Here is a 21141-nt window from a genome sequence, read left to right as displayed (position 1 = left end):
TCGGCATCTCCCGAACCGCCGACACAGCCGATTCATGGGTTACAACCGAGGCGCGATGTGGCGATAGTTGGTCTTGTGGCGGTCGCCTCCGCCACGAGACCTGCGACCAGATGAGGTGACGTGCCATGGCCGCGCATGATCTGAGCCTGCAACTGTGGCGGGAGCGGGAGCTCCTCGAGCTCATGCTCTTCAAGCTGGAGACGCTGCAGATGTTCCTGGCCACCGGTCGCACCCGCTGGGTCGGGCACGCCGCCAATGAGATCGAGCGCGTCTCCGGAGCCATGTCCGATGGCGCGCTCGCGCGCGACACGCTCGTCGTCTCCGTCGCGGAGACCTGGGGCGTGCCCGAAGCGACGACCCTGCGCGAGCTCATCGAGGCGGCGCCCACGCCGGCGTGGCGGGAGGTCCTCGACGGGCATCTGCAGGCGATGACGGCGCTGGTGGCGGAGATCGGGGAGATGAAGAAGGTCAACGAGCAGCGGCTGCGCGAGGCCCTGCGTGTCACGCAGGAGTCGGTGGCGGGCCTCGGCATCGTCACGGGAGCCTACGACACGTCCGGCGACGTCGTCCGAGACGGCGGCGCGCGTTTCCTCGACACCGAAGCGTGAGGTGAGCATGTCGACATTCGAAGGACTCCAGCGCGCGGCCAGCGGCCTCGCCGCCGCGCGTGCGGGCATGACCGTGACCGGTCAGAACATCGCCAACGAGCGCACCCCCGGCTACACGCGCCAGCGCCTCGAGCAGGCCGCGACTCCGGCCGCCGGTCAGGCGGCACGATGGGGCGCCGACGTCGCGGTCGGGGGCGGGACGACGGTCACCGGCGTCGCGCGCCTGGGCGACGACCTGCTCGACGCGCGGGTGCGGGACGCCCTCTCGGCCTCCGGCTTCTGGGGCGCCAGGGCCGCGGCGGCCGGCCGAGCGGAGGCCGCGATGGGCGAGCCCACGGAGACCGGCCTCGCCGCGGGCCTCGACCGCTTCTGGGCCGCCTGGTCGGACCTCGCCAACACCCCGGGCGGGGCTGCGGCGGAGGTCGTCCTCACCGGTGCGCGCACCCTCGTCGACCAGATCTCCTCGGGATATGAGACGGTCGCGCGGCAGTGGTCGGAGCTGCGTGCGCAGGTGGAGGGCGACGTGGCGGACGTGAACGCGACGGCGAGCCGACTCGCCGCCCTCAACGGCCAGATCCGATCCGCGCTGCAGTCGGGTCGCGAGGCGAACGAGCTCATCGACCAGCGCGACCTCCTCGCCCAGCAGCTGTCGACCGCCGTGGGCGCCACGGCGACGCTCGCGGCCGACGGGACCCTCACCGTCCGCGTCGACGGCAATGCGCTGGTCTCCGGCGACCGCAGCCGCGAGCTCGTCGCGAGCGGCCCCCGCGACGTCGCAGAAGGCGGAGCGGTGACCGTGGCGTGGGCCGACCGCGCCGATGTGGTCGTCGCCCTCACGGGCGGAGAGATCGGCGGCGCCCTCAGCGTGCTCGCGCCGGCCGAGAGCGGCGGAGCGCTCGCCCGCGTGGCCGCCGCGTACGACGACACCGCGCGGGCGCTGGCCTCCTCCGTGAACGAGCTGCACCGGTCGGGTCAGACCACGGCGGGGGAGCCGGGCGGCGACTTCTTCGCGCTCGAGCCCGGTCGCCCCGCAGCTCTCGCTCTGCGCGTCGTGCCGACCGGCCTCGACGATCTGGCCCTGGCCGCGCCGGGTGCGGGGGCGCTCGACACGACGATCGCCGACCGGATCGGCTCGCTCGGCGCGGCGGAGTCCGGACCGAGCAGCACGTGGGCGACCTTCGTCACCGGGTTCGGCGTCGCCGTGGCGGGAGACGTGCAGCGCGCCGACGTCGCGGACATCGGCGCCGTCGCCGCCGTCTCGGCGCAACAGGCGAACGCCTCGGTCGACGCCGACGAGGAGACGATCAACCTCCTCACCTACCAGACGGCGTACCAGGCAGCCGCGCGCGTGCTCACGGCCGTCGACGAGGCCCTCGACGTCCTCATCAACCGCACCGGCCTCGTGGGCCGCTGACCCGGAGGCGATCATGATCGGACGCATCACCAGCAGCTCGCTCAGCCAGCAGACGCTGCGCAACCTGCAGGCGAATCTCCTCGAGCGGGATCGACTGCAGAGCCAGGCCACGTCTCAGCGCGCCTTCCGCGCGCCCAGCGAGGATCCGGCCGCGGCCGCGGCCGCCCTCGGCGTGCACGGGGAGCAGGCGAGGGTGGCGCAGTACGCGCGCAACATCGGCGACGGGATGGCGTGGGTCACCACCGCGGACACCGCACTGTCAGCGAGCATCGACCTGCTCAACCGCGCGCGCGACCTCACCGTGCAGGGGGCGAACTCGGGTGCCCTGAGCGACGCCGCGCGCGACGCGATCGCCGTCGAGCTGGAGAGCATCGGCGAGGAGCTCGTCGGGCAGGCGAACACCCGCGTTCTCGGACGCAGCGTCTTCGCGGGCACGAGCGACGCCGGTCACGCCTTCGACCCGGAGACGCACGCGTTCACCGGAACGGGCGCCGACGGGGTGACCCGCCGCATCGGCGACGGCGTCACCGTGCGCGTGGACGCCGACGGCGCGCAGGTGTTCGGAGAGGGCGCGGACAGCGTCTTCACCCTCCTCGCGGACATCGCAGCGGACCTGCGCGGCGGCGCAGACATCGGCGCGCGCCTGAACGACATCGACGCACGCCTGGACGCCATGGTCACCGCGCAGGCCGCGGTGGGAAGCAATCAGGCGCAGATCGAGCGCGCAGCCGCGCAGAACCTGACCGTCGCCACGGATCTCGAGGCGCGACGGTCGGATGTCGAGGACGTCGACAGCCTCGAGGTGCTCGTCAGGCTGCAGTCGGCCGAGCTCGTCTACCAGTCCGCCCTGCAGGTCACCGCGAAGAGCCTGCAGACCAACCTCCTGGAGTTCCTGCGATGACCACGACGGCCGTCGGCGCATCCGCCCTCGATGTCTCGTTCACGTCGCCGCCGCCCGGGCTGCAGCCGCACACCGCCTTCCGTCTCGAGCCCGTCGTCGGCGCCGACGGCCTCTACGCGCTGCGCGCCGTCGGCGCCGACCTCCGACTCTTCCTCCTCGAGCCGCTCCGGGGCGCGTACGGGTTCGAGGTCCAGCCACCGCCGGGCGCACTGGCCGAGGTCGAGGCGGAGGACCTCTCCGAGGTCCGGCTGCTGGTCGTCGCCAACCCGGCCGAGGAGGGCGTCTACGTCAACCTGCGCGCGCCCATCGTGATCCATCGCGGCACCGGTCGCGCACTGCAGGCGATCCTCGAAGACCCGGCGCAGCCCATCCGCCTGCTGCTGGGAGCGCCCGGCCGCTCGTAGCCCGCAGCTGACGGGCGCAGCACGCGTCGCGCGACGCGCCGCAGGATGCGCCCGTGACAACCGGGCCGCGATGACGCTACGGTGAGCTACGGGGGCAGTGCCGCTCGTGTCAAGGGGGTTGACGCGGGGGTCGATCGGCGACGGCTCCTTCTTTCCGGCAGAAGAAGAGCGAAAGGCCTCACATGTCCTGTGTGCGCGATCGGCTGATCGTGGATCACCTTCCGCTGGTCGGCTACCTCGTCGCACAGCACCGCATCGGCGCATCCCGGCGAGAAGGGCTCGCCTCCGCGGCGGTGCGATCTCTGGTCGACGCGGCTGACGCCTTCGACACGTCCGCTGGCGTCCCCTTCCTCCCGCAGGCCCGGCGCCTCATCCTCGCCGCCATCTCCGACGAGCTGCGCGACGCGGATCAGGGGGCGATCGGCACGCCCGGTCGTCAGCGCGAGGCCGAGGGCGTGCGCGATGCCCTCGCCGCCGCTCTCGGGCGCACCCCGGCCGTCGAGGAGATCGCCACCACGATGGGCGTGGGGGCCGCCGCCGTCGCCGCCGGGCTGGGCAGCCCGCTGCGCACCATCGGCGACCTCGACGACCCGGCGACGTGCTGCGCCTCGTCCGCGCTGGCCGTCCCGGAGGGCGACGCGGGCGGAGCCGAGCGGATCGCGGTGACCAGGGAGGCGGTCTCGGCGCTGCCGCCCACCCTCCTCCGCGTCGTGCGGGCGCTGTACTTCGAGCATCGGCCGATCGCGGAGCTCGTCGAGGAGCTCGGCGCCACGCCGTCGGAGATCTCCCGCTGGCGCGCCGAGGCGCTGCGGCTGCTGCGCGACGCGCACCGCGACCGGGGCGCGCGCGAGGCGCAGCCGGTGCCGTCGCTCGCGCCTCGGGAAGCCGCCCTCCCGTCGTCCCGCCCGGTGACGGCGCCGTAGGAGCTGCGCCGCCGCCGGAGGCATCCCGAAGGCTGAGCGGAGTCCGCGCGAGCTGCGCGCTATGCTCGGCATTCTCGAAGCTCGGCCGGCGCTCGAGACCCGATCGGGCGCGCTCGGCACGGTCGAGCGCGGAAGGAGGGTGCGACGTGCGCGACAGCCCCTGTCGAACCGCCCCTGACGGAGCTCCTCGCGTGAGCGCGGCGGCATGAGCGACGACGACCCCGCGGCCGGACTCCGCCCCGGTGAGAGCCGCGCAGAGCGCTTCGACCGCAACTGGAACGAGGTGCTGCAGGAGCTGCGCGTGCTGCAGACCGGCTCCCAGATCATCACCGGGTTCCTCCTCGCGCTGGCCTTCCAGCCCGCGTTCGCCGACCTCGGTCCTGGGCAGCGGATCTTCTACCTGGTGCTCGTGGTGATCGCCGCGGTGAGCGCGGTGCTGGCCCTCGCGCCTGTCGCGCTCCACCGCGTGATGTTCCGCGCGGGCAGGAAGGGCCTCACCGTGCGGTTCGGACACGTCTGCCTCGTCTCGGCGCTGGCAGTGATCTCGGCGCTCCTGGTCGGCGTGGTCGGCTTCATCTTCGACGTCGTCGTCAGCGACGGCGCGGCGTGGACCGTCGGCGCTGTGCTGGCCACCGTGCTGCTGGTGCTGTGGGTCGTGCTGCCCGTGCTCATGCGCAGGCGCTCCCGAGCAGACGGCGAGCGGCCAGATGGCGAGCGGGCGGATGGCGAAGGTGCGCCCGCGAACACGGCGACCTAGGCTGGCGAGCATGTCGCAGCATGCCGTGGGCCTCGCCGTCGCGCAGTTCTCGCCGGGCGCCGATCCGCGGGCGAACCGGGAGGAGATCGCCGCGCTCACGCGGCGCGCCGCAGCGCGCGGCGCGCAGGTGATCGTCTTCCCCGAGTACGCCAGCTGCTTTGTCCACCCGTTCGACGACTCCGTGCGCGAGAACGCCGAGACCCGGGACGGTCCCTTCGTCGCTCATCTCGTCGCGCTCGCGGCCGAGCACGATGCGACCATCGTCGCCGGCCTTCTCGAGCGCGCGGAGGACGCCAGGCGTGTGCGGAACACGGTCGTCGCCATCGACGCGGGGGGAGTGCGCGCGACATACCGGAAGGCGCACCTCTACGACGCGTTCGGCCAGCGCGAATCGGACTGGGTGGAGCCCGGCGAGCTCGCGCCGCCGCAGACGTTCGCCGTGGGCGACCTCGTCTTCGGCCTGATGACCTGCTACGACCTGCGCTTCCCGGAGTCGGCGCGCGTGCTGGCCGACGCCGGCGTCGACGTCGCGCTCGTGCCGTCGCAATGGGTGCGCGGGCCCCTCAAGGAGCACCACTGGCGCACGCTGGTCGGCGCGCGCGCGATCGAGAACACCATGTACGTCGCGGCCGCCGATCACACGCCGCCGCTCGGGGTGGGGAACTCCCTCGTCGTCGATCCGCAGGGCGTCGCGATCGCCGCGGTGGGGACCACCACGGATGTGGCCGTCGCGTTCCTCGACCGCACTGCCGTGGAGAACGTGCGGCGCGTCAACCCCGCGCTCGCACTGCGACGCTACCGGGTGGCGCCGCGCTGACCGGCGTCGCGCGCCGCGTCACGCGCCGAGCGCGGCAAGGCGACGCGTGGCCTCCTCGAGCACCGGCAGCCGCTTGCAGGCGGCGAAGCGCACGAGCGTCGCATACTCGCCGCGGCGCTCCGCCGTGGCGAACGCCGTGAGCGGGATGCCTGCCACCCCCGCGCGCTCCGGGAGCGACCGGCAGAAATCGGCGGCGTCCCGCACTCCCAGCGGCGCGGCGTCGGCCACGGTGAAGTAGCCGCCCTGCGGGGTCGACACCGCGAACCCGGCCTGGCGCAGCCCCTGCCCCAGCAGCTCGCTCTTGCGGCGCATGTCGTCGGCGATGCCGTGGAAGAACGCGTCCGGCAGGCGCAGCGCGGTCGCGATGGCGGGCTGGAACGGCGCGCCGTTGACGTAGGTGAGGTACTGCTTGACGGTGAGGACGGCGGTGACGAGGTCGGCGGGGCCGGAGACCCAGCCGATCTTCCAGCCCGTCGTGCGGAATGTCTTGCCTGCCGAGGAGATCGTGAGGGTCCGCTCCGCGGCGCCGGGCAGCGCCGCGATCGGCGTATGAGGCCCGTCGTGCACGAGGTGCTCGTACACCTCGTCGGTGACGATCACCGCGTCGTGCCGCTGCGCGAGCCTGACGACCTCCGCGAGGGTCTCCCGAGCGAAGACCGTGCCGGTGGGGTTGTGCGGATCGTTCACGAGGATGATCCGGGTGCGATCGGTGACGGCGGCCGTGAGCTCCTCGAGGTCGGGCTGGAAGTCCGGCCATCGCAGCGGCACGGTGCGCAGCGTTGCGCCGGACAGGGCGACGCAGGCCGCGTAGGAGTCGTAGTGCGGCTCGAAGACGACGACCTCGTCGTCCGGTCCGTCGACGAGGGCGAGCAGCGTGGCCGCCAGCGCCTCCGTCGCACCCGCCGTCACCAGCACCTCCCGGTCGGGATCGAGCTCCAGCCCGTAGAAGCGGCGCTGATGCTCGGCGATGGCGGCGAGGAGGTCGGGGACCCCGCGCCCGGGCGGGTACTGGTTCCAGCCGTCAGCGATCGCGGCGCGGGCAGCCTCGAGGACCTCCGGGGGGCCATCCTCGTCGGGGAAGCCCTGCCCGAGGTTCACCGCGCCCGTCGTGGCCGCGAGGGCCGACATCTCCGCGAAGACGGTCGGCGCGGGAGATCCATCGGCGCCGAGCAGCCCTGCGCCGGCGGCGGTCCGCTTCCAGGCACCCGAGACGTGTCGCATCGGCTCAGGCTACCGTCGGAGGAAGTCACGTCCGCGGCATACGCGCATCATAGGAAGCGCACAGACTGCAGGATCACTCTGATGGGGACGTGGAAGAAGGAGCACCCATGGACGAGCAGCGTTCCGACGACACCCCCCTGAACATCCCGCCGCGGCCGGCACCGCCGACCGGCTACGGCGCACCGCACGGCTACCCCGGCCCCGGTGCTGCGCACGGCGCGCCCTATGGAGCGACCGCGCCCACCCAGCCGCTGCCGCGCGACGAGCAGCAGCACGCGGCATGGGCGCCGGCCCCCGAGAAGCCCCGCCAGAAGAGCGGCGGGCGCGTCGCGGCCGCGGTCCTCATCGCGGCTCTTGTCGGCGGCGGCGCCGGATTCGGCGGCGGCTGGGCCTGGAACTCGCTCGCGGACGACGGCGACACGGTGGCCGCCGCGAGCGGCGGCTCCTCGAACATCACCGTCAACAACCCCGGCTCGGTGAACGAGGCCACCGCCGTGGCCACCGAGGTGCTGCCGAGCGTGGTCACCATCGAGGTGGCCGGCGGCTCCTCCTCCGGCAGCGGCTCGGGCGTCATCCTCAGCGAGGACGGCTACGTGCTGACGAACACGCACGTCGTGACGCTGGGGGGCACAGCGGGCGACGCCGCCATCCGCGTCACCACGAGCGACGGCCGCCTGTACGACGCCACGGTGGTGGGCACCGACCCCACCTACGACCTCGCCGTCATCAAGCTCGAGGACGCCTCCGGCCTCACCCCGATGGAGGTCGCCGACTCCTCGAAGCTGAACGTCGGCGCCACGACCGTCGCCGTGGGGGCGCCCCTGGGCCTGGCGAACACGGTGACCACCGGCATCGTCAGCGCACTCAACCGCAGCATCGAGATCGCCTCCTCCGCCGCGCCCGAGGGCGACAGCGCGGAGGGCGAGGGCGAGGACTCGAGCCCCTGGTACTTCGACATCCCCGGCCAGGAGGACCAGCAGTCCCAGGCGACCGAGTCGATCGCGATCTCGGTCATCCAGACCGACGCCGCCATCAACCCCGGCAACTCCGGAGGCGCGCTCGTCGACAGCGAGGGCAAGCTCATCGGCATCAACGTCGCCATCGCGACGGCCGACCAGAGCTCCGCGGAGTCCGGCTCCATCGGCGTCGGCTTCGCCATCCCGTCCAACGTCGCCAAGCGCGTCGCCGACGAGATCATCGAGAACGGGTCCGCCTCGCACGGCCTCCTCGGCGCGAGCGTCCAGCCCTCGAGCGGCGTACAGGGCGCGACGATCACCGGCGCGTACATCGCCGAGATCGTCGACGGCGGGGCCGCCGGGGAGGCGGGCCTCGAGGTCGGCGACATCGTCACCGAGTTCAACGGCGCCAAGATCAGCGACGCCGTCGACCTCACCGCGCAGGTGCGCGCGGCCGCCGCGGGCAGCGAGGCGGAGGTGGTCTACGTGCGCGACGGCGAGGAGCAGACCGCGACCGTCACGCTCGGCACGCTCGAGTAGGCGCGCCGCCCGCACCCGCGGACCGGAAGGACGCCGCCCCACCAGTACGCTCGTGGGGTGGCGTCCTTCTCGTTCGGTGCGGGCAACGCGGCCAAGCTCGCGAGACTGCCGCTGTACGGCCTGGGGCGCCTCGCCACCCTCGTGATCCCGCGCACCGACCGCTGGGCCTTCGGCTGCGGCGCGGGCGTCGGCGACGGTCCGCTCGCGCTGTGGCGCGTGGCGGCGGCGGATGGCCGGAGGGCCGTCTGGCTGTCGACGTCCGAAGCGGAGGCGACCGAGGCCGCCGCGCTCGGCATCCCGACGGTCCCGCGGCTCTCCTGGCGCGGCTTCTGGGCCACCGCGCGGGCCGGAGTGCTCGTCGTGGCCTACGGCACCGGCGATGTGAACCCGTACGCGGTCTCCGGCGGGTTCCTCGTGCAGCTGTGGCACGGCATCCCGCTGAAGCGCATCGGACTGGACTCCGCCGAGACGCTGCGCTTCCCGCTGCTCCCCGACACCCGTCCCGTGCGCATGGCACTGGCGGCGGCATACCGCCGCACGCAGCGGCGGATCCGCCTGCTGCCCGCCGCCTCCCATCTCGTCCGCGGCCGCCTGGAGACGGCCTTCGGGCTGCCCGACGACCGCATCGCCGTCACGGGGGAGCCGCGCGTCGACGTGCTGAGCGCTGGCACCGCCGAGGCGCGCCGCGAGCGGGCGAGGGCGCTGCTCAGCGCGGCCCTCGGCGCTCTGCCGGCCTCGGCGGGGCTCGTGCTCTACGCGCCGACCTGGCGCGACGGCGCCCCCGACCCGGCGGTGCCGACGCCGGAGGAGTGGCGCGAGATCGTCGACGCCCTCGTGGCGGCCGACCTCGTGCTGCTCGTGCGCTCGCACCGGCTGGGCGCGGGCGCGTACAAGCCGCCGTTCCCCACAGAGCGCGTGCGCGACCTCGGCGCGGGCCGACTGCGCGACATCACCGCGGCGCTGCCCGGCCTCGACGCCCTGGTGACCGACTACTCCTCGCTGGCCTACGACGCGGGGCTCGTGCCGCTGCCGGTGCTGTACCTCGCGCCCGACCTGGCGGAGTACCGCGACCGGCGGGGCTTCTACGGCACGTACGCCGAGGTCGCGGGCTCCGACTTCGCGACGACGTGGGCCGAGCTGCTGGCGCAGCTGCGCGCGCTCGCCGCCGACGACGGCGAGCGCGCCGCGCGCACGGCGAGATCCGCGGCGCTGAGCCGGCGGGTGCACGCCTTCCGTGACGGCGGCAACGCGCGCCGTGTGTACGACGCGATCCTCGCTCGCAGCGGGCGAGCGCGAACGAGAGGACATCGATGACGATCGCCCGGTTCGAGCAGGACGGTCCGGCGCTCGTCGTCGACGGCACGGGAGCGCTGCCCGCCTCCGCGTCCCTCAGCGGCTCGCGCGTGCGCGTCACGGGAAGCGTCGAGCAGCACGAGGGCGGATGGTCCGCACGGCTTCCGCTCCTGGCCTCGCGCTGGCGCGGGCCCGAGCGGGCGCTGCCCACCGGCCGCTATCGCGTCGAGGTGGACGGCGTCGACATCGACGTCTCCGTGCCCGTCACGCAGCTCGGCGTCCTTCGCGCGCAGGTCGACGGAGACACCGTGCTCGTCGGACCCCCCGTCGACCCGATCTACGACTCCGCGGAGGCGCAGGGGTCACTCGAGCGCCGGTATCTCTCGCATACGACGCCGCTCGAGGACGCCGTGTTCTTCGAGAGCTTCTACGGGCGCGCGGCGAGCTGCAACCCCCTCGCGATCGACCGTGAGATCGCCCGGCGCGCCCCCGGCGTCACCCGCTACTGGAGCGTCGTCGACCTCTCCGTCGCGGTGCCCGACGGCGCCGTGGCGGTCGTCGACGGCAGCCCGGAGTGGTGGCGCGCGCGAGGTTCGTCGCGTCTCCTCGTCGTGAACGACTGGCTCCGCCGCCCGTTCGCGCGCCGGACGGGCCAGCGCGTGCTGCAGACCTGGCACGGCACGCCCCTCAAGCGCCTCGCGCTGCACCGTCGGGGGTTCGCCCCGCGCCGATGGGGCGCCGTCGTCAAGGAGTCGCGGCGCTGGGACGTGCTGCTCGCGCAGAACCCCTACGCCGCCCGCATCCTCGGCCGTGCGTACGCGTTCCTGCGGAGACCGGTGTGGATCGAGGGGTACCCGCGCAACGACTCCCTCGTCACGGGCGACCCGGCCGCCGTGCGCGAGCGCCTGGATATCGGCGCGGATGAGCGCGTGCTGCTCTACGCGCCCACCTGGCGCGACGACCGCGACGAGATCGTGGAGTTCGTCGATCCCGCGCGCCTCGCGGCCGAGGCCGACGCCGTCGTCCTCGTGCGCGGCCACTCCCGCACGCTCATCCCGGGCCGGGATGTCGCCGGACCGCGCGTGATCGACGTGACCGCGTACCCCGACACGTCCGAGCTGCTCCTGGCCGCCGACGCCCTCATCACCGACTACTCGTCGGTGATGTTCGACTTCAGCGTCACGGGCAAGCCGATGTACTTCCTCGTGCCCGATCTCGCCCACTACCGGGGGGAGTTGCGCGGGTTCTACTTCGACCTCGCCGAGCGGGCGCCGGGACCGCTCGTGCCCGACGTGGATGCGCTGCTCGCGGCGCTCGCGGCCGACCCCGCGGCCTACGCCGACCGGTACGCGGCGTGGCAGCGCGCCTTCAACGCGCGGGAGGACGGCCGGGCCGCCGAGCGGGTCGTCGCGCGCCTCATCGACCGGGGGATGCTCCCGGTCGTCTGAGCAGGCGGCTCAGGGAAGCGGGGTGTTGCGACCGGAGAGCCGCGAGGTGTCCACCGTGTCGTGCGCGCCGCGCACGGCGCCGGTGAGGAAGCCGGTCCCCCAGGAGACGTGCATCGTCGGGAGGACAGCCAGCAGCCATCCCCGCTCGCGCCATCCGAAGCGCTCGCCGCCGCGCGCTCCGAGCGCGACGAGCGCCACCAGCGCGACATAGGCGGCCAGCGGCGCGTACACCGCTGAGGCGGCGCTCGCCACGGCGACCGCGCCGACAGCCTGCAGCGCGCCGACGACGAGGCCGAGGGCCAGGAGCAGCACGAGCACGGGCGGGGCGAAGTACTTCAGCGAGTTGCGACGGCCGTAGCGGCGGAACAGCTCGCCGCGCCAGCGGCCGGTGGCGAAGAACTGCTGGGCGAGCCGCGTCCATCGCTCACGCGGCCAGTACGTGACCGACAGGGCGGGGTCGAACCAGACGCGGTAGCCGGCGGAGCGGATGCGGAGGTTCAGCTCCCAGTCCTCGCCGCGGCGCACGCTCTCGTCGAACAGGCCGACCTCCTCGAGCACCGTGCGCCGCAGCACGCCGAGGTACGCCGACTCCGCCTCGCCCTCGCGCGAGCCGCCGTGATAGGCGCCGCCGCCGAGCCCGACGGGGGAGTTGTACGCCCAGGCGGTCGCGCGCTGGAACGGCGAGCGGCCATCCGCCCGCATCACGCCGCCGACGTTGCCCGCCCGCGTGCGCGCGAGCGTCTCGAGCGCGCGCGCCGCGTACCCGGGGGAGAGCTCGGAGTGCGCGTCCACGCGGATGACCGTGGGGTGCGAGCTCGCGCGAATGGCCGCGTTCAGTCCCACGGGGATGTCGGCGGCGGGGTTGTCGACGAGGAGGATGCGGTCGTCCTCGGCGGCGAGCCGGCGGGCGAGTTCGGTGGTGCCGTCGGTGGACGGGCCGAGCGCGAGGACGAGCTCGACGGGGCCCGGCACCTCCTGAGCGAGGGTGGACGCCACGGCCCGACGGAGGTAGTCCGCCTCGTTCAGCACCGGCATCACGAACGACACCCCGGCGTCGGCGGCGACCGGCGGGGCGTCCCTGCCGGGCGCGCCAGGGCCCGACGGGGGATCGTTACGCATTCGACGATCATCCCACGGCGGCCTCTGCGAACGCCCCCGGTAGCCTTGACCAAGTGGATGTGACGCGAGACGCGAAGAAGGCCATCCGGATCCTGAAGAAGGCGGTGGCGACGCGGAATGCGCATCGGACCGTGCGCCGGACCCTCGCCGAGCGGCCGCCGCTGCCGGCTCGCGGGTTCCGCATCGCGGTGTACTTCGCCGACAGCTCGGTGAACATGTACCAGATGCGGCAGTGGTACCGCCCGCTGCAGGAGCTCTCCGAGCGCTGGCCGGTCATCGTCATCGCCCGGAACGCCCTCGGCGCCCAGGCCCTGCTGGACGACGCGGCGCTCCCCGTCGTCTTCGCGCCCAGCGTCACGAGCATCGAGCGCTTCCTGCGCGAGCAGGACATCCGCGTCGTGCTGTACGTCAACCAGAACACCCGCAACTTCCAGATGTTCCGCTACGGGGAGCGCTGGCACGTCTTCATCAACCACGGCGAGTCCGACAAGATGTACATGACGTCGAACCAGTACAAGGCCTACGACCGGGCCCTCGTCGCCGGGCAGGCCGCGCGCGATCGGCTTTCGCGGGTGCTGTGGGACTACGACGTGGACACGCGCACCATCGAGATCGGGCGGCCGCAGGCGGACCACTACGGCGGCGAGGTGCCGTATCCCGCCGACGACCGCACCGTCGTCCTCTACGCCCCGACCTGGGAGGGCGACCGCCCGGCCGCGCACTACGGCTCCGTGGCCACGCACGGGGAGGCGCTCGTGGCGGCCCTGCTCGCCACCGGCCGGCATCGCGTCATTTACCGGCCGCACCCGCGCAGCGGTGTGGTGAGCGCGGCCTTCGGCGAGGCCCACCAGCGGATCGTGCAGGCGCTCCAGGCGGCGAACCGCGCGGACCCCGCCGCGCACCACGTGCACGACGACGGCCCCGACCTCGGCTGGCAGCTCGCCGCCGCCGACGTCGCGGTGCTCGACATCTCGGCGATGGTCTACGACCGTCTCGCCGTCGGCAAGCCGCTGCTCATCACCCGTCCGGCCGACCCGGCCGCCGCGGTCGACGAGGGCGGGTATCTCTCCGCGTGCGAGTGGCTGGAGACATCGCAGGCGCCGGACATCGTCGCGCACATCGATCGGGTGCGGAAGGACCCCGAGGCCACGCAGCGGCTCGCTCACTGGGCGCAGCACTACTTCGGCGACACCTCGCCGGGGGCCGCGACGGCCAAGTTCCACGCCGCCATCGAGCAGCTCATGGCCGCCTGGGACGAGTGGAGCGCGCGCTCCGCAGCCTGAGACGCCCGTCGACGGACGGGGTCAGCGGATGGGCCAGCTCCCGTCGAGGGCGCCGTCCCGCTCGATGCGCCCGATGCGGATGAAGTACTCGGTGAGGCTGTCCGCCTGCTCCCGTGCCCAGCCGATCTGCTGGGCGTGCAGCTCGTCGAGGTCCACGGGCAGCAGATCCGCGTAGCGCTCCACGAGCGCGAGCGCGAGGCGCCCAGCGGCCACAGCGTCGGCCGACGCGTCGTGCGCGCCCTCGAGCACGACGTCGTAGTGCGCAGCCACCACGGCCAGCGTGCGCTTGCCGCGCCGATAGCGATCGCACCCCTTGTCGACCACGAGCGGGTCGAGGACGGGCGTGGGAGCGGCGATCGGCTCCATGCCCCAGCGCAGCGCCTCGTGCTTGAGCATCGAGAAGTCGAACGGGGCGTTGTAGGCGACCACCGGCGCCCCCTGCGCGAAGATGTCGCGCAGCGCGGCGATCACCTCGGCCACGACCTCGCGGGCGGGGCGGCCCTCCGCCCGCGCTCGGGCCGTGGTGATGCCGTGCACCGCGGTCGCGCCCTCGGGGATCGCGATGCCGGGGTCGGCCATCCAGTGCTGCGCCTGCAGCACCGTCCCGTCTGCACCGAGCACGCCCACGTACGCCGTGACGATGCGGTCGTTCTCGACGTCGACGCCGGTCGTCTCCAGGTCGAAGACGCCGACGCGCTCCAGGCGCGCGCTCGGCGGGGTGAACCACGTGGGGCGCTCGCCCGCGTCGTCGATCTCGAACAGGGGCGGCGGATCCGGCCATGCTGACGCCATAGCTCGAATCTAGGCCGCACCGCCGACGTCGCCGCGAAGCCACCCCGGCGAACGTAGACTCGTGCGGTGCCGGTGCCCTCTCCCTACGCAGCGCGTCTCGCGCGCATCCCCTTCCGTCGCGAGGAGATCGAGGCAGCAGGCTCCCGCACCGCCTACTGGGTCTACGGTTCGGACGACGCGGCCACGACCATCCTCGCGGTGCACGGCTTCCGCGGCGACCACCACGGCCTGGAGCCCGTCGTCGCGCACCTTCCCGACGTGCGCGTCGTGATGCCCGACCTGCCGGGCTTCGGTGAGACGCCGCCGCCCGCGGACCGCCGGCTCGACCTGGATGCATTCGCGGACTGGCTGACGGCCTTCGCCGCGGCGGCCGCACCGGGCGCCGTGGTGCTCGGGCACTCCTTCGGCTCGATCGTCGCGGCCGCCGCCGTGGCGGGCGGGCTCCCGACCCCGCGCCTCATCCTGGTGAACCCGATCGGGGCGCCCGCGCTCGAGGGGCCGCGCGGCGTGCTCACGCGGCTCGCCGTCTTCTACTACTGGGCGGGCGCGAAGCTGCCGGCGGCGCTCGGCACGGCACTGCTGCGTTCGCCGGTGATCGTGCGCGTCATGAGCATGGCGATGGCGAAGACCCGCGAGCGCGGACTGCGGCGCTGGATCCACGACCAGCACGACCGGTTCTTCTCCGGCTTCTCCGACCGGGAGGCGCTCCACGACGCGTTCGTCACGAGCGTGTCGCACGATGTGCGGGCGTACGCGCCGCGCATCGCGCAGCCGACGCTCCTCGTCGCCGCTGACCGCGACGACATCACGCCCATCGAGGCCGAGCGCGCGCTGTGCGGGATGTTCCCCGACGCGCGTCTCGCCGAGCTCGCCGGAGTCGGCCACCTCATCCACTACGAGAAGCCCGCGGAAGCCGCCGAGGCCATCCGCTCGTTCCTCTAGAGACGCTCAGCGCTCGCGGCGCGCGAGCTCCATGAGGCCGCTCACGCGGTAGGGGATGGCCTCGCTCATGACGAGCGACGTCTCCGTTCGCTCGACCCCGCCGATCGACAGGATGCGCGCATCGACGTCGAAGAGGTGGCGGGCGTCGCGGCAGGCGACCAGCGCGAGCATGTCGACCTGGCCGCTCACGCCGTGCACCTGCACGACCTCGGGGATGCGCCGCAGCTCGTCGACGATCGCGGGAAGGTCGGGCTGGCGCACGCCGATCGACAGGAACGCCTGCAGCGGGAAGCCGAGCCCCTCGGTCGAGATCGCGCGCTCGAAGGAGTGGAACACGCCCGCCCGCTCGAGCCGCGCCATCCGCGCCTGCACGGTGTTGCGTGACAGGCGCAGTCGCTCGGCGAGTGCGACGACCGTCGCGCGCGGGTCCTCGGAGAGCGCCGCGAGGAGCTCGAGGTCGACGTGATCGAGGGAGGCCATAGAGACAGACGGTAACACGCAGCGCCGGCGAGAATTGCGCATCCTGCTCAGTTGTTACCGGATCGATTGTGCGGGCTGGTGCGCGCAGCGCCGAGGCGTCCGGCAGGCGTCGACGGCCTGTCGCGCGTCGTCGGGCTGTCAGACGTCGACGGGGACAGCCGAGTACGACAGCAGCGACAGACGACCCTCGTCGTCGAGCCGGAAGGCGTGCTGCGACCCGTTCGGCACGCGCTCGCCGGGCCGCGGGAACTCGCCGTCGGAGGCGAGCGCGATGAGCACGCGGATGAGCGAGCCGTGCGCCACGGCGACGATCGGGCCGTCGACGTGGGCGTGATCGGCGGCGAGCTGCCGCAGCGCGGCGACCGCGCGCGTGGCGACGACCTCGTCGGTCTCGGCGTCGGGTCCCATCGCCTGGCGGCCGCGCGCCCAGAGGTCCTCCGATGTCAGGCCCTCGGCGGTGCCGTAGTCTCGCTCGACGAGCCCGTCGTAGAGCCGCGGCGCGGGAAGGCCGAGGGCGTCGGCGATGATCTGCGCGGTCTCGTGCGCCCGGCCCAGGGGGCTCGCCGCGACCGCGCCGTAGCCGCCGTCGCGCAGCGCGGCCGCGGCCTCGCGCGCCTGCTCGCGGCCGGTGTCGTTGAGGGGGATGTCGGTGCGCCCCTGGACGCGGCCGAGCATGTTCCAGTCTGTCTGCCCGTGTCGGACGAGGGTGATGACGCTCACCCTCCGACCCTACGCGGCCTGATGCGGGGCGGCGCTGTCAGCGGGCGGCGGCGGGGAGATCGGGGAGGGCGTCGGCGAAGGCGGAGAGGACCTCGCTGGCGCTGCCGTCGACCTTCACCGCCGCCCGATCGTCGGCGCGCGTGCGGCCGCGGTTGACGATCACAACGGGGACGCGGCGACGCCGCGCGCGCTCGACGAGCCGGATGCCGGAGTTCACCACAAGCGACGATCCCGCCACGAGCAGGGCGTCGCTCGCTGCCACGAGCTGGGCCGCCTCGCGGAACTTCTCGGCGGGGATGAACTCGCCGAAGAACACCACGTCGGGCTTCAGCATCCCGCCGCACACGCTGCAGTCGGGCACGACGAAGCCGTCGGAGGTCGCGGGCAGCACGTCGCCGTCGGGGCCGAGCTCCACGTTCTCCGGCACCGTGATCCACGGGTTGTCCCGCTCCACGCGCTCGCCGATGTCGCGGCGGTCGAAGACCTGCCCGCAGCGGGTGCAGAAGACCCGTCGCATGGTGCCGTGCAGCTCGACGACGCGGCGCGACCCGGCGCGCAGGTGGAGGCCGTCGACGTTCTGCGTGATGACGCCGGTGGCGACGCCGCGCTGCTCGAGGGCAGCCAGCGCGCGGTGCCCGGCATTGGGCTCGGCGGCCGCGAACGCCTGCCAGCCGAGGTGCGAGCCGACCCAGTAGCGGCGGCGGGCCGCCTCGTCGGAGAGGAACGTCTGGGCGGTCATCGGCGAGCGCCGCGGTGCGCCCTCGCCGCGGTAGTCGGGGATGCCCGAGTCGGTGGAGACGCCGGCGCCGGTGAGCACGGCCACGCGCTTGCCGCTCAGGACCTCGATCGCGCGACCCGTCTGGGCGCGGGATCCTTCCGTGACAGCCATGCAGCCTCCTCGAGCCGAGTCTAGGTGTGCCGGGCGCACCGGCGGTCGGATGCGACGATGGAGGCGTGATCCTGCACGAGCTCGACGACGCGGCCGACCCGCGACTGGCCGATTACCGCGACCTCACCGACGTCGCGCTGCGGCGGGTGAGCGAGCCCGAGCGCGGGCTCTACATGGCGGAATCGGCCAAGGTGCTCGGCCGCGCGCTCGGCGCCGGGCACGCGCCGCGCTCCGTGCTCACCTCCCGCAAGTGGCTGCCCGACGTGGAGCGACTCGTGGGCGCGCTGGACACACCCGTGTACGTCGTCCCCGACGCGGTCACCGAGGAGGTCACCGGGTACGCCGTGCACCGGGGCATGCTCGCCGCCATGCAGCGACCGGAGCTGCCGCCGGTGGCGGAGATCCTCCGCGACGCGCGCACGGTGCTCGTGCTCGAGGACATCGTCGACCACACCAACGTCGGCGCCGCCTTCCGCGCGGCCGCGGGGCTCGGCGCCGACGCGGTGCTCGTCAGCCCGCGCTGCGCGGACCCGCTGTACCGCCGCAGCGTGCGGGTCAGCATGGGCACCGTGTTCCAGGTGCCGTGGACGCGGCTGCCGGAGTGGGCGCCGCGGGAGGGTGCGGGCGCGGCCGAGCTGCTGCGGGCGTCGGGGTTCCACCTCGCCGCGATGGCCCTCGCCGACGACGCCGTGCCGCTGGACGCGTTCGCGGCGCACCGGCCCGAGCGCGTGGCGTTCGCCATGGGGTCGGAGGGTGACGGTCTGAGCCGCCGGGCGCTCGCCGCGGCCGAGACGGTGGTGACCATCCCGATGGCCGGCGGTGTGGACTCCCTCAACGTGGCGTCGGCGGCCGCAGTGGCGCTGTGGGCGCTGCAGCACCCGCCGGCGGCGTGACCGCCGCTACAGGTCCCAGCCCGCGATCGGCCCGGCCTCGGGGCGCTTGGCGCTCACGAAGTCGCCGGACGACTGGTGCCGCAGCCGCCGCAGCACCCATGGCACGAGGTGCGTCCGCGCCCAGACGAGGTCGTCGGAGCGCGCTTCGCGCCAGGTCCGGACGGCTATCGTGTCCGGCCGCATCGGCTCCAGGTCGCTCGGCACGTTGAGCGCGCGCAGCACCATGCGGGCGACCTCGTGGTGCCCGAGCGGGTTCATATGCAGCCGGTCCTCGGCGAAGAAGCGCGGGTCCTGGATCTCGCGGAACGCCCACTGGTCGGCGACGACGCAGTCGTACCGCTCGGCGATCGCGCGGAGGTTCTCGTTGTAGATGGCGACCTTGCCGCGGAAGCGCCGGAACACCGGCGTCCAGCCGACGTCGATCCCCGTGAAGATCACGATCGTCGCGCCCCCGGCGCTCAGCCGCGCTACGGCCGCGTCGAACTGGGCGGCGATGTCGTCGGGGTCGGTGCCCGGGCGGATGACGTCGTTGCCGCCGGCGCAGAAGCTGACGAGGTCGGGTTTCAGTGCGAGAGCCGGCTCCACCTGCTCCGCGACGATCTGCGCGATGAGCCGGCCGCGCACGGCGAGGTTCGCATAGGCGAAGTCGTCCGCCTGACGCGAGAGCACCTCCGCGACGCGGTCGGCCCATCCGCGATGCCCGCCCGGCGCCGCCGGGTCGGGGTCGCCGATGCCCTCCGTGAAGGAGTCCCCGAGCGCGACGTAGCGCCGCCAGGGGTGCGACTCCGGCTCGGTGAGAGGGGGGATGACGGGAGCGTCGACGTCTGACATGTCGCTTCGCCTTTCCTTCCGCTGCGCCTACCGACCCTAGCCCCGAAATCCCTCCGAGCGACGTCGGAGGGGGCGGCTATCGTGGGTGCTCGTGCTGAGTCCGTCCTATCCCCAGAGAGCCCCGTGGGGAACCGCGGGCAAGCTGCGCGCCTGGCAGCAGGAGGCGCTCGACATCTACTTCGCCGAGCCCGACCGCCGCGACTTCCTCGTCGCCGCGACCCCGGGCGCCGGCAAGACCACGTTCGCCCTGACGCTCGCGAACGAGCTCCGTCACCGCGGCGACATCGACCGCATCATCGTCGTCTGCCCGACCGAGCACCTGAAGACGCAGTGGGCGGACGCGGCGTCGCGCGTGAGCATCCGGCTCGACCCCGATTTCCGCAACAGCCACTGGCGGCCATCCCGTCAGTACCACGGCGTCGTCGTGACGTACGCACAGGTCGCGATGAAGCCCGAGGTGCACCGCGAGTTGACGAAGAGCGCGCGCACCCTCGTCATCCTCGACGAGGTGCATCACGGCGGCGACGCGCTGAGCTGGGGCGACGGCATCCGCGAGGCATACAACCCAGCGGTCCGCCGCCTGTCGCTGAGCGGGACCCCGTTCCGCAGCGACGACGCGCCCATCCCGTTCGTCGAGTACGCCCCCGACGAGCAGGGCCTGCGCACCTCGATCACCGACTACGCCTATGGGTACGGGCGGGCTCTCTCCGACGGCGTGGTCCGCCCCGTGCTCTTCCACGTGTACTCCGGGCACATGACCTGGCGCACGAAAGCCGGCGACGAGCTCGAGGCGCACCTCGGGCAGGACAACACCAAGGACATCACCTCGCAAGCGTGGCGCACGGCGCTCGACCCGCATGGCGAGTGGATGCCCGCCGTCCTGCGCTCGGCCGACCAGCGCCTCACCGAGATCCGCCAGCACGTGCCCGACGCCGGCGGCCTCGTCATCGCCACCGACCAGACCAACGCGCGCGCCTATGCGGAGATCCTGCGGACCATCACCGGTCAGCGGCCCACGGTCGTCCTCTCGGACGAGGCGGAGGCATCCGAGCGCATCGAGCAGTTCGCCGCGAACACCTCGCGCTGGATGGTCGCGGTGCGGATGGTGTCGGAGGGTGTCGATGTGCCGCGGCTCGCCGTGGGCGTGTACGCGACCTCGTCCTCGACGCCGCTGTTCTTCGCGCAGGCGATCGGGCGCTTCGTGCGCGCTCGTCGTCGCGGCGAGGCGGCGAGCGTGTTCCTGCCGAACATCCCGGTGCTCATGGCGCACGCCACCGAGATGGAGCGCCAGCGCGACCACGTGCTGGACCGCGGCGAGAAGGACGAGGACGGTCTCGACGACTCGCTCCTGGAGTCCGCCGAGCGCGGTGAGAAGGCGTCCGACGCGCTGACCGAGGAGTTCACGTTCCAGTCGCTCGGCTCGGTCGCGCACTTCGACAGCGTCGTGTTCGAGGGGCAGCAGTTCGGACAGCTCGCGGTGCCCGGCACGGAGGAGGAGCTGGAGTTCATCGGCCTCCCCGGCCTGCTCGAGCCGGAGCACGTGCACGAGCTGCTCATGCAGCGGCAGACCCGCCAGTCGCGGCACCGGCAGGTGCGCGAGTCGCGCGAGAAGGACACCGGCGCTGAGCCCGCGCTCCCGGCGCCCCTGCACCGCACGCTGAAGGAGCAGCGCCAGCTGCTGAACAGCCTCGTGGGCGTCTACGCGCGTCAGACGGGGGAGCCGCATGGCGCCGTCCACGCCTGGCTGCGGAAGACGTGCGGCGGCCCGGCCGTCGCGCAGGCGACCGTGGCACAGCTGCAGACGCGGATCGACACGCTCCGCAAGCGCGTGCACCGCTGACGCTTCGGCGGTCCGAAATGCTGGCAATCGCCGTCTCCGTGCAGGTCGACGAGGGCCCCCTCGGTAGCGT

General features: G+C 73.4%; 21 protein-coding genes. 14 read left to right on the top strand and 7 right to left on the bottom strand.

All coding sequences use genetic code 11. The annotated features are described in order from the left end of the window. Nucleotides 1-125: 125 nt before the first annotated feature. The 7 genes from flgN to QWJ90_RS01675 all read left to right on the top strand — a co-directional run bounded on the left by flgN (nt 126) and on the right by QWJ90_RS01675 (nt 5824). Nucleotides 126-608, top strand: a complete 483-nt coding sequence (gene flgN, locus QWJ90_RS01705; RefSeq protein ID WP_290105861.1) for a flagellar export chaperone FlgN — start codon at nt 126-128, stop codon at nt 606-608. A gap of 7 nt (nt 609-615) precedes the next feature. Next, entirely contained in the window at nt 616-2022 is a 1407-nt protein-coding gene (gene flgK, locus QWJ90_RS01700; RefSeq protein WP_290105860.1) for a flagellar hook-associated protein FlgK, read from the top strand. Nucleotides 2023-2035: 13 nt separating this feature from the next. After that, nucleotides 2036-2923, top strand: coding sequence for a flagellar hook-associated protein FlgL (gene flgL, locus QWJ90_RS01695; RefSeq protein WP_290105859.1), 888 nt, complete (start codon nt 2036-2038; stop codon nt 2921-2923). Next, complete coding sequence (locus QWJ90_RS01690; protein WP_290105858.1) at nt 2920-3327, top strand: flagellar assembly protein FliW; 408 nt, start codon at nt 2920-2922, stop codon at nt 3325-3327. Before flgL ends, QWJ90_RS01690 begins: the two co-directional genes overlap by 4 nt. Nucleotides 3328-3509: 182 nt before the next feature. Next, nucleotides 3510-4250 carry a sigma-70 family RNA polymerase sigma factor gene (locus QWJ90_RS01685; protein WP_290105857.1) on the top strand — a complete coding sequence of 247 codons (741 nt, stop codon included), beginning with the start codon at nt 3510-3512 and terminating at the stop codon, nt 4248-4250. 205 nt (nt 4251-4455) lie between these two features. Beyond that, the gene (locus QWJ90_RS01680) at nt 4456-5007 is read left to right on the top strand and encodes a DUF6328 family protein (RefSeq protein WP_290105856.1); all 552 of its coding nucleotides are present in this window, start codon (nt 4456-4458) and stop codon (nt 5005-5007) included. Between the two features lie 10 nt (nt 5008-5017). Further along, on the top strand, nt 5018-5824 hold the full coding sequence (locus QWJ90_RS01675; protein WP_290105855.1) for a carbon-nitrogen hydrolase family protein: 807 nt from the start codon (nt 5018-5020) through the stop codon (nt 5822-5824). An 18-nt stretch (nt 5825-5842) separates the two neighbouring features. Here the strand turns inward: QWJ90_RS01675 and QWJ90_RS01670 are convergent, their stop codons facing one another. Then, nucleotides 5843-7045 carry an aminotransferase class I/II-fold pyridoxal phosphate-dependent enzyme gene (locus QWJ90_RS01670; RefSeq protein ID WP_290105854.1) on the bottom strand — a complete coding sequence of 401 codons (1203 nt, stop codon included), beginning with the start codon at nt 7043-7045 and terminating at the stop codon, nt 5843-5845. A 107-nt stretch (nt 7046-7152) separates the two neighbouring features. Between QWJ90_RS01670 and QWJ90_RS01665 the strand changes: the two genes are divergently transcribed. The 3 genes from QWJ90_RS01665 to QWJ90_RS01655 are packed head-to-tail and all read left to right on the top strand — an operon-like array spanning nt 7153 to nt 11282. Further along, complete coding sequence (locus QWJ90_RS01665; protein WP_290105853.1) at nt 7153-8541, top strand: trypsin-like peptidase domain-containing protein; 1389 nt, start codon at nt 7153-7155, stop codon at nt 8539-8541. 57 nt (nt 8542-8598) lie between these two features. Further along, entirely contained in the window at nt 8599-9855 is a 1257-nt protein-coding gene (locus tag QWJ90_RS01660; protein ID WP_290105852.1) for a CDP-glycerol glycerophosphotransferase family protein, read from the top strand. After that, the gene (locus QWJ90_RS01655; protein ID WP_290105851.1) at nt 9852-11282 is read left to right on the top strand and encodes a CDP-glycerol glycerophosphotransferase family protein; all 1431 of its coding nucleotides are present in this window, start codon (nt 9852-9854) and stop codon (nt 11280-11282) included. The genes QWJ90_RS01660 and QWJ90_RS01655 overlap by 4 nt, the downstream gene beginning before the upstream one ends. A 9-nt stretch (nt 11283-11291) precedes the next feature. Here the strand turns inward: QWJ90_RS01655 and QWJ90_RS01650 are convergent, their stop codons facing one another. Beyond that, nucleotides 11292-12401, bottom strand: a complete 1110-nt coding sequence (locus QWJ90_RS01650) for a glycosyltransferase family 2 protein (RefSeq protein WP_436836671.1) — start codon at nt 12399-12401, stop codon at nt 11292-11294. Between the two features lie 53 nt (nt 12402-12454). Here QWJ90_RS01650 and QWJ90_RS01645 point away from each other — a divergent pair, with 53 nt between their 5' ends. Next, nucleotides 12455-13684, top strand: a complete 1230-nt coding sequence (locus tag QWJ90_RS01645; protein ID WP_290105850.1) for a CDP-glycerol glycerophosphotransferase family protein — start codon at nt 12455-12457, stop codon at nt 13682-13684. A gap of 21 nt (nt 13685-13705) precedes the next feature. On the opposite strand, the gene QWJ90_RS01640 is transcribed toward QWJ90_RS01645, so the two are convergent. Then, the gene (locus QWJ90_RS01640; RefSeq protein ID WP_290105849.1) at nt 13706-14476 is read right to left on the bottom strand and encodes an exonuclease domain-containing protein; all 771 of its coding nucleotides are present in this window, start codon (nt 14474-14476) and stop codon (nt 13706-13708) included. 66 nt (nt 14477-14542) lie between these two features. Between QWJ90_RS01640 and QWJ90_RS01635 the strand changes: the two genes are divergently transcribed. After that, complete coding sequence (locus tag QWJ90_RS01635; RefSeq protein ID WP_290105848.1) at nt 14543-15418, top strand: alpha/beta fold hydrolase; 876 nt, start codon at nt 14543-14545, stop codon at nt 15416-15418. Between the two features lie 6 nt (nt 15419-15424). Here the strand turns inward: QWJ90_RS01635 and QWJ90_RS01630 are convergent, their stop codons facing one another. From QWJ90_RS01630 to QWJ90_RS01620, 3 genes are all read right to left on the bottom strand, one after another. Next, the gene (locus tag QWJ90_RS01630) at nt 15425-15898 is read right to left on the bottom strand and encodes an Lrp/AsnC family transcriptional regulator (RefSeq protein ID WP_290105847.1); all 474 of its coding nucleotides are present in this window, start codon (nt 15896-15898) and stop codon (nt 15425-15427) included. A gap of 138 nt (nt 15899-16036) precedes the next feature. Next, entirely contained in the window at nt 16037-16618 is a 582-nt protein-coding gene (locus tag QWJ90_RS01625; RefSeq protein ID WP_290105846.1) for a histidine phosphatase family protein, read from the bottom strand. Nucleotides 16619-16655: 37 nt separating this feature from the next. Next, a complete protein-coding gene (locus tag QWJ90_RS01620) occupies nt 16656-17507 on the bottom strand; it encodes a Sir2 family NAD-dependent protein deacetylase (protein ID WP_290105845.1) in 852 nt (283 codons plus the stop codon). A gap of 65 nt (nt 17508-17572) precedes the next feature. On the opposite strand from QWJ90_RS01620, the gene QWJ90_RS01615 reads away from it, so the two are divergent. Further along, complete coding sequence (locus QWJ90_RS01615) at nt 17573-18400, top strand: TrmH family RNA methyltransferase (protein WP_290105844.1); 828 nt, start codon at nt 17573-17575, stop codon at nt 18398-18400. A gap of 6 nt (nt 18401-18406) precedes the next feature. Here the strand turns inward: QWJ90_RS01615 and QWJ90_RS01610 are convergent, their stop codons facing one another. Further along, on the bottom strand, nt 18407-19231 hold the full coding sequence (locus QWJ90_RS01610; protein ID WP_290105843.1) for an SGNH/GDSL hydrolase family protein: 825 nt from the start codon (nt 19229-19231) through the stop codon (nt 18407-18409). A gap of 91 nt (nt 19232-19322) precedes the next feature. Between QWJ90_RS01610 and QWJ90_RS01605 the strand changes: the two genes are divergently transcribed. Next, entirely contained in the window at nt 19323-21071 is a 1749-nt protein-coding gene (locus QWJ90_RS01605) for a DEAD/DEAH box helicase (RefSeq protein WP_290105842.1), read from the top strand. Nucleotides 21072-21141 lie beyond the last annotated feature (70 nt).

The organism is Microbacterium oryzae (assembly GCF_030406385.1).
GTDB classification, from domain to species: domain Bacteria; phylum Actinomycetota; class Actinomycetes; order Actinomycetales; family Microbacteriaceae; genus Microbacterium; species Microbacterium oryzae_A.
This window is presented reverse-complemented; position numbering and strand designations above follow the sequence as displayed.

Bases quoted from the DNA above. Each gene is read 5' to 3' on its own strand.
- flgN (WP_290105861.1), top strand. From the start codon at position 126: ATGGCCGCGCATGATCTGAGCCTGCAACTGTGGCGGGAGCGGGAGCTC.
- flgK (WP_290105860.1), top strand. From the start codon at position 616: ATGTCGACATTCGAAGGACTCCAGCGCGCGGCCAGCGGCCTCGCCGCC.
- flgL (WP_290105859.1), top strand. From the start codon at position 2,036: ATGATCGGACGCATCACCAGCAGCTCGCTCAGCCAGCAGACGCTGCGC.
- QWJ90_RS01690 (WP_290105858.1), top strand. From the start codon at position 2,920: ATGACCACGACGGCCGTCGGCGCATCCGCCCTCGATGTCTCGTTCACG.
- QWJ90_RS01685 (WP_290105857.1), top strand. From the start codon at position 3,510: ATGTCCTGTGTGCGCGATCGGCTGATCGTGGATCACCTTCCGCTGGTC.
- QWJ90_RS01680 (WP_290105856.1), top strand. From the start codon at position 4,456: ATGAGCGACGACGACCCCGCGGCCGGACTCCGCCCCGGTGAGAGCCGC.
- QWJ90_RS01675 (WP_290105855.1), top strand. From the start codon at position 5,018: ATGTCGCAGCATGCCGTGGGCCTCGCCGTCGCGCAGTTCTCGCCGGGC.
- QWJ90_RS01670 (WP_290105854.1), bottom strand. From the start codon at position 7,045: ATGCGACACGTCTCGGGTGCCTGGAAGCGGACCGCCGCCGGCGCAGGG.
- QWJ90_RS01665 (WP_290105853.1), top strand. From the start codon at position 7,153: ATGGACGAGCAGCGTTCCGACGACACCCCCCTGAACATCCCGCCGCGG.
- QWJ90_RS01655 (WP_290105851.1), top strand. From the start codon at position 9,852: ATGACGATCGCCCGGTTCGAGCAGGACGGTCCGGCGCTCGTCGTCGAC.
- QWJ90_RS01650 (WP_436836671.1), bottom strand. From the start codon at position 12,401: ATGCGTAACGATCCCCCGTCGGGCCCTGGCGCGCCCGGCAGGGACGCC.
- QWJ90_RS01640 (WP_290105849.1), bottom strand. From the start codon at position 14,476: ATGGCGTCAGCATGGCCGGATCCGCCGCCCCTGTTCGAGATCGACGAC.
- QWJ90_RS01630 (WP_290105847.1), bottom strand. From the start codon at position 15,898: ATGGCCTCCCTCGATCACGTCGACCTCGAGCTCCTCGCGGCGCTCTCC.
- QWJ90_RS01620 (WP_290105845.1), bottom strand. From the start codon at position 17,507: ATGGCTGTCACGGAAGGATCCCGCGCCCAGACGGGTCGCGCGATCGAG.
- QWJ90_RS01610 (WP_290105843.1), bottom strand. From the start codon at position 19,231: ATGTCAGACGTCGACGCTCCCGTCATCCCCCCTCTCACCGAGCCGGAG.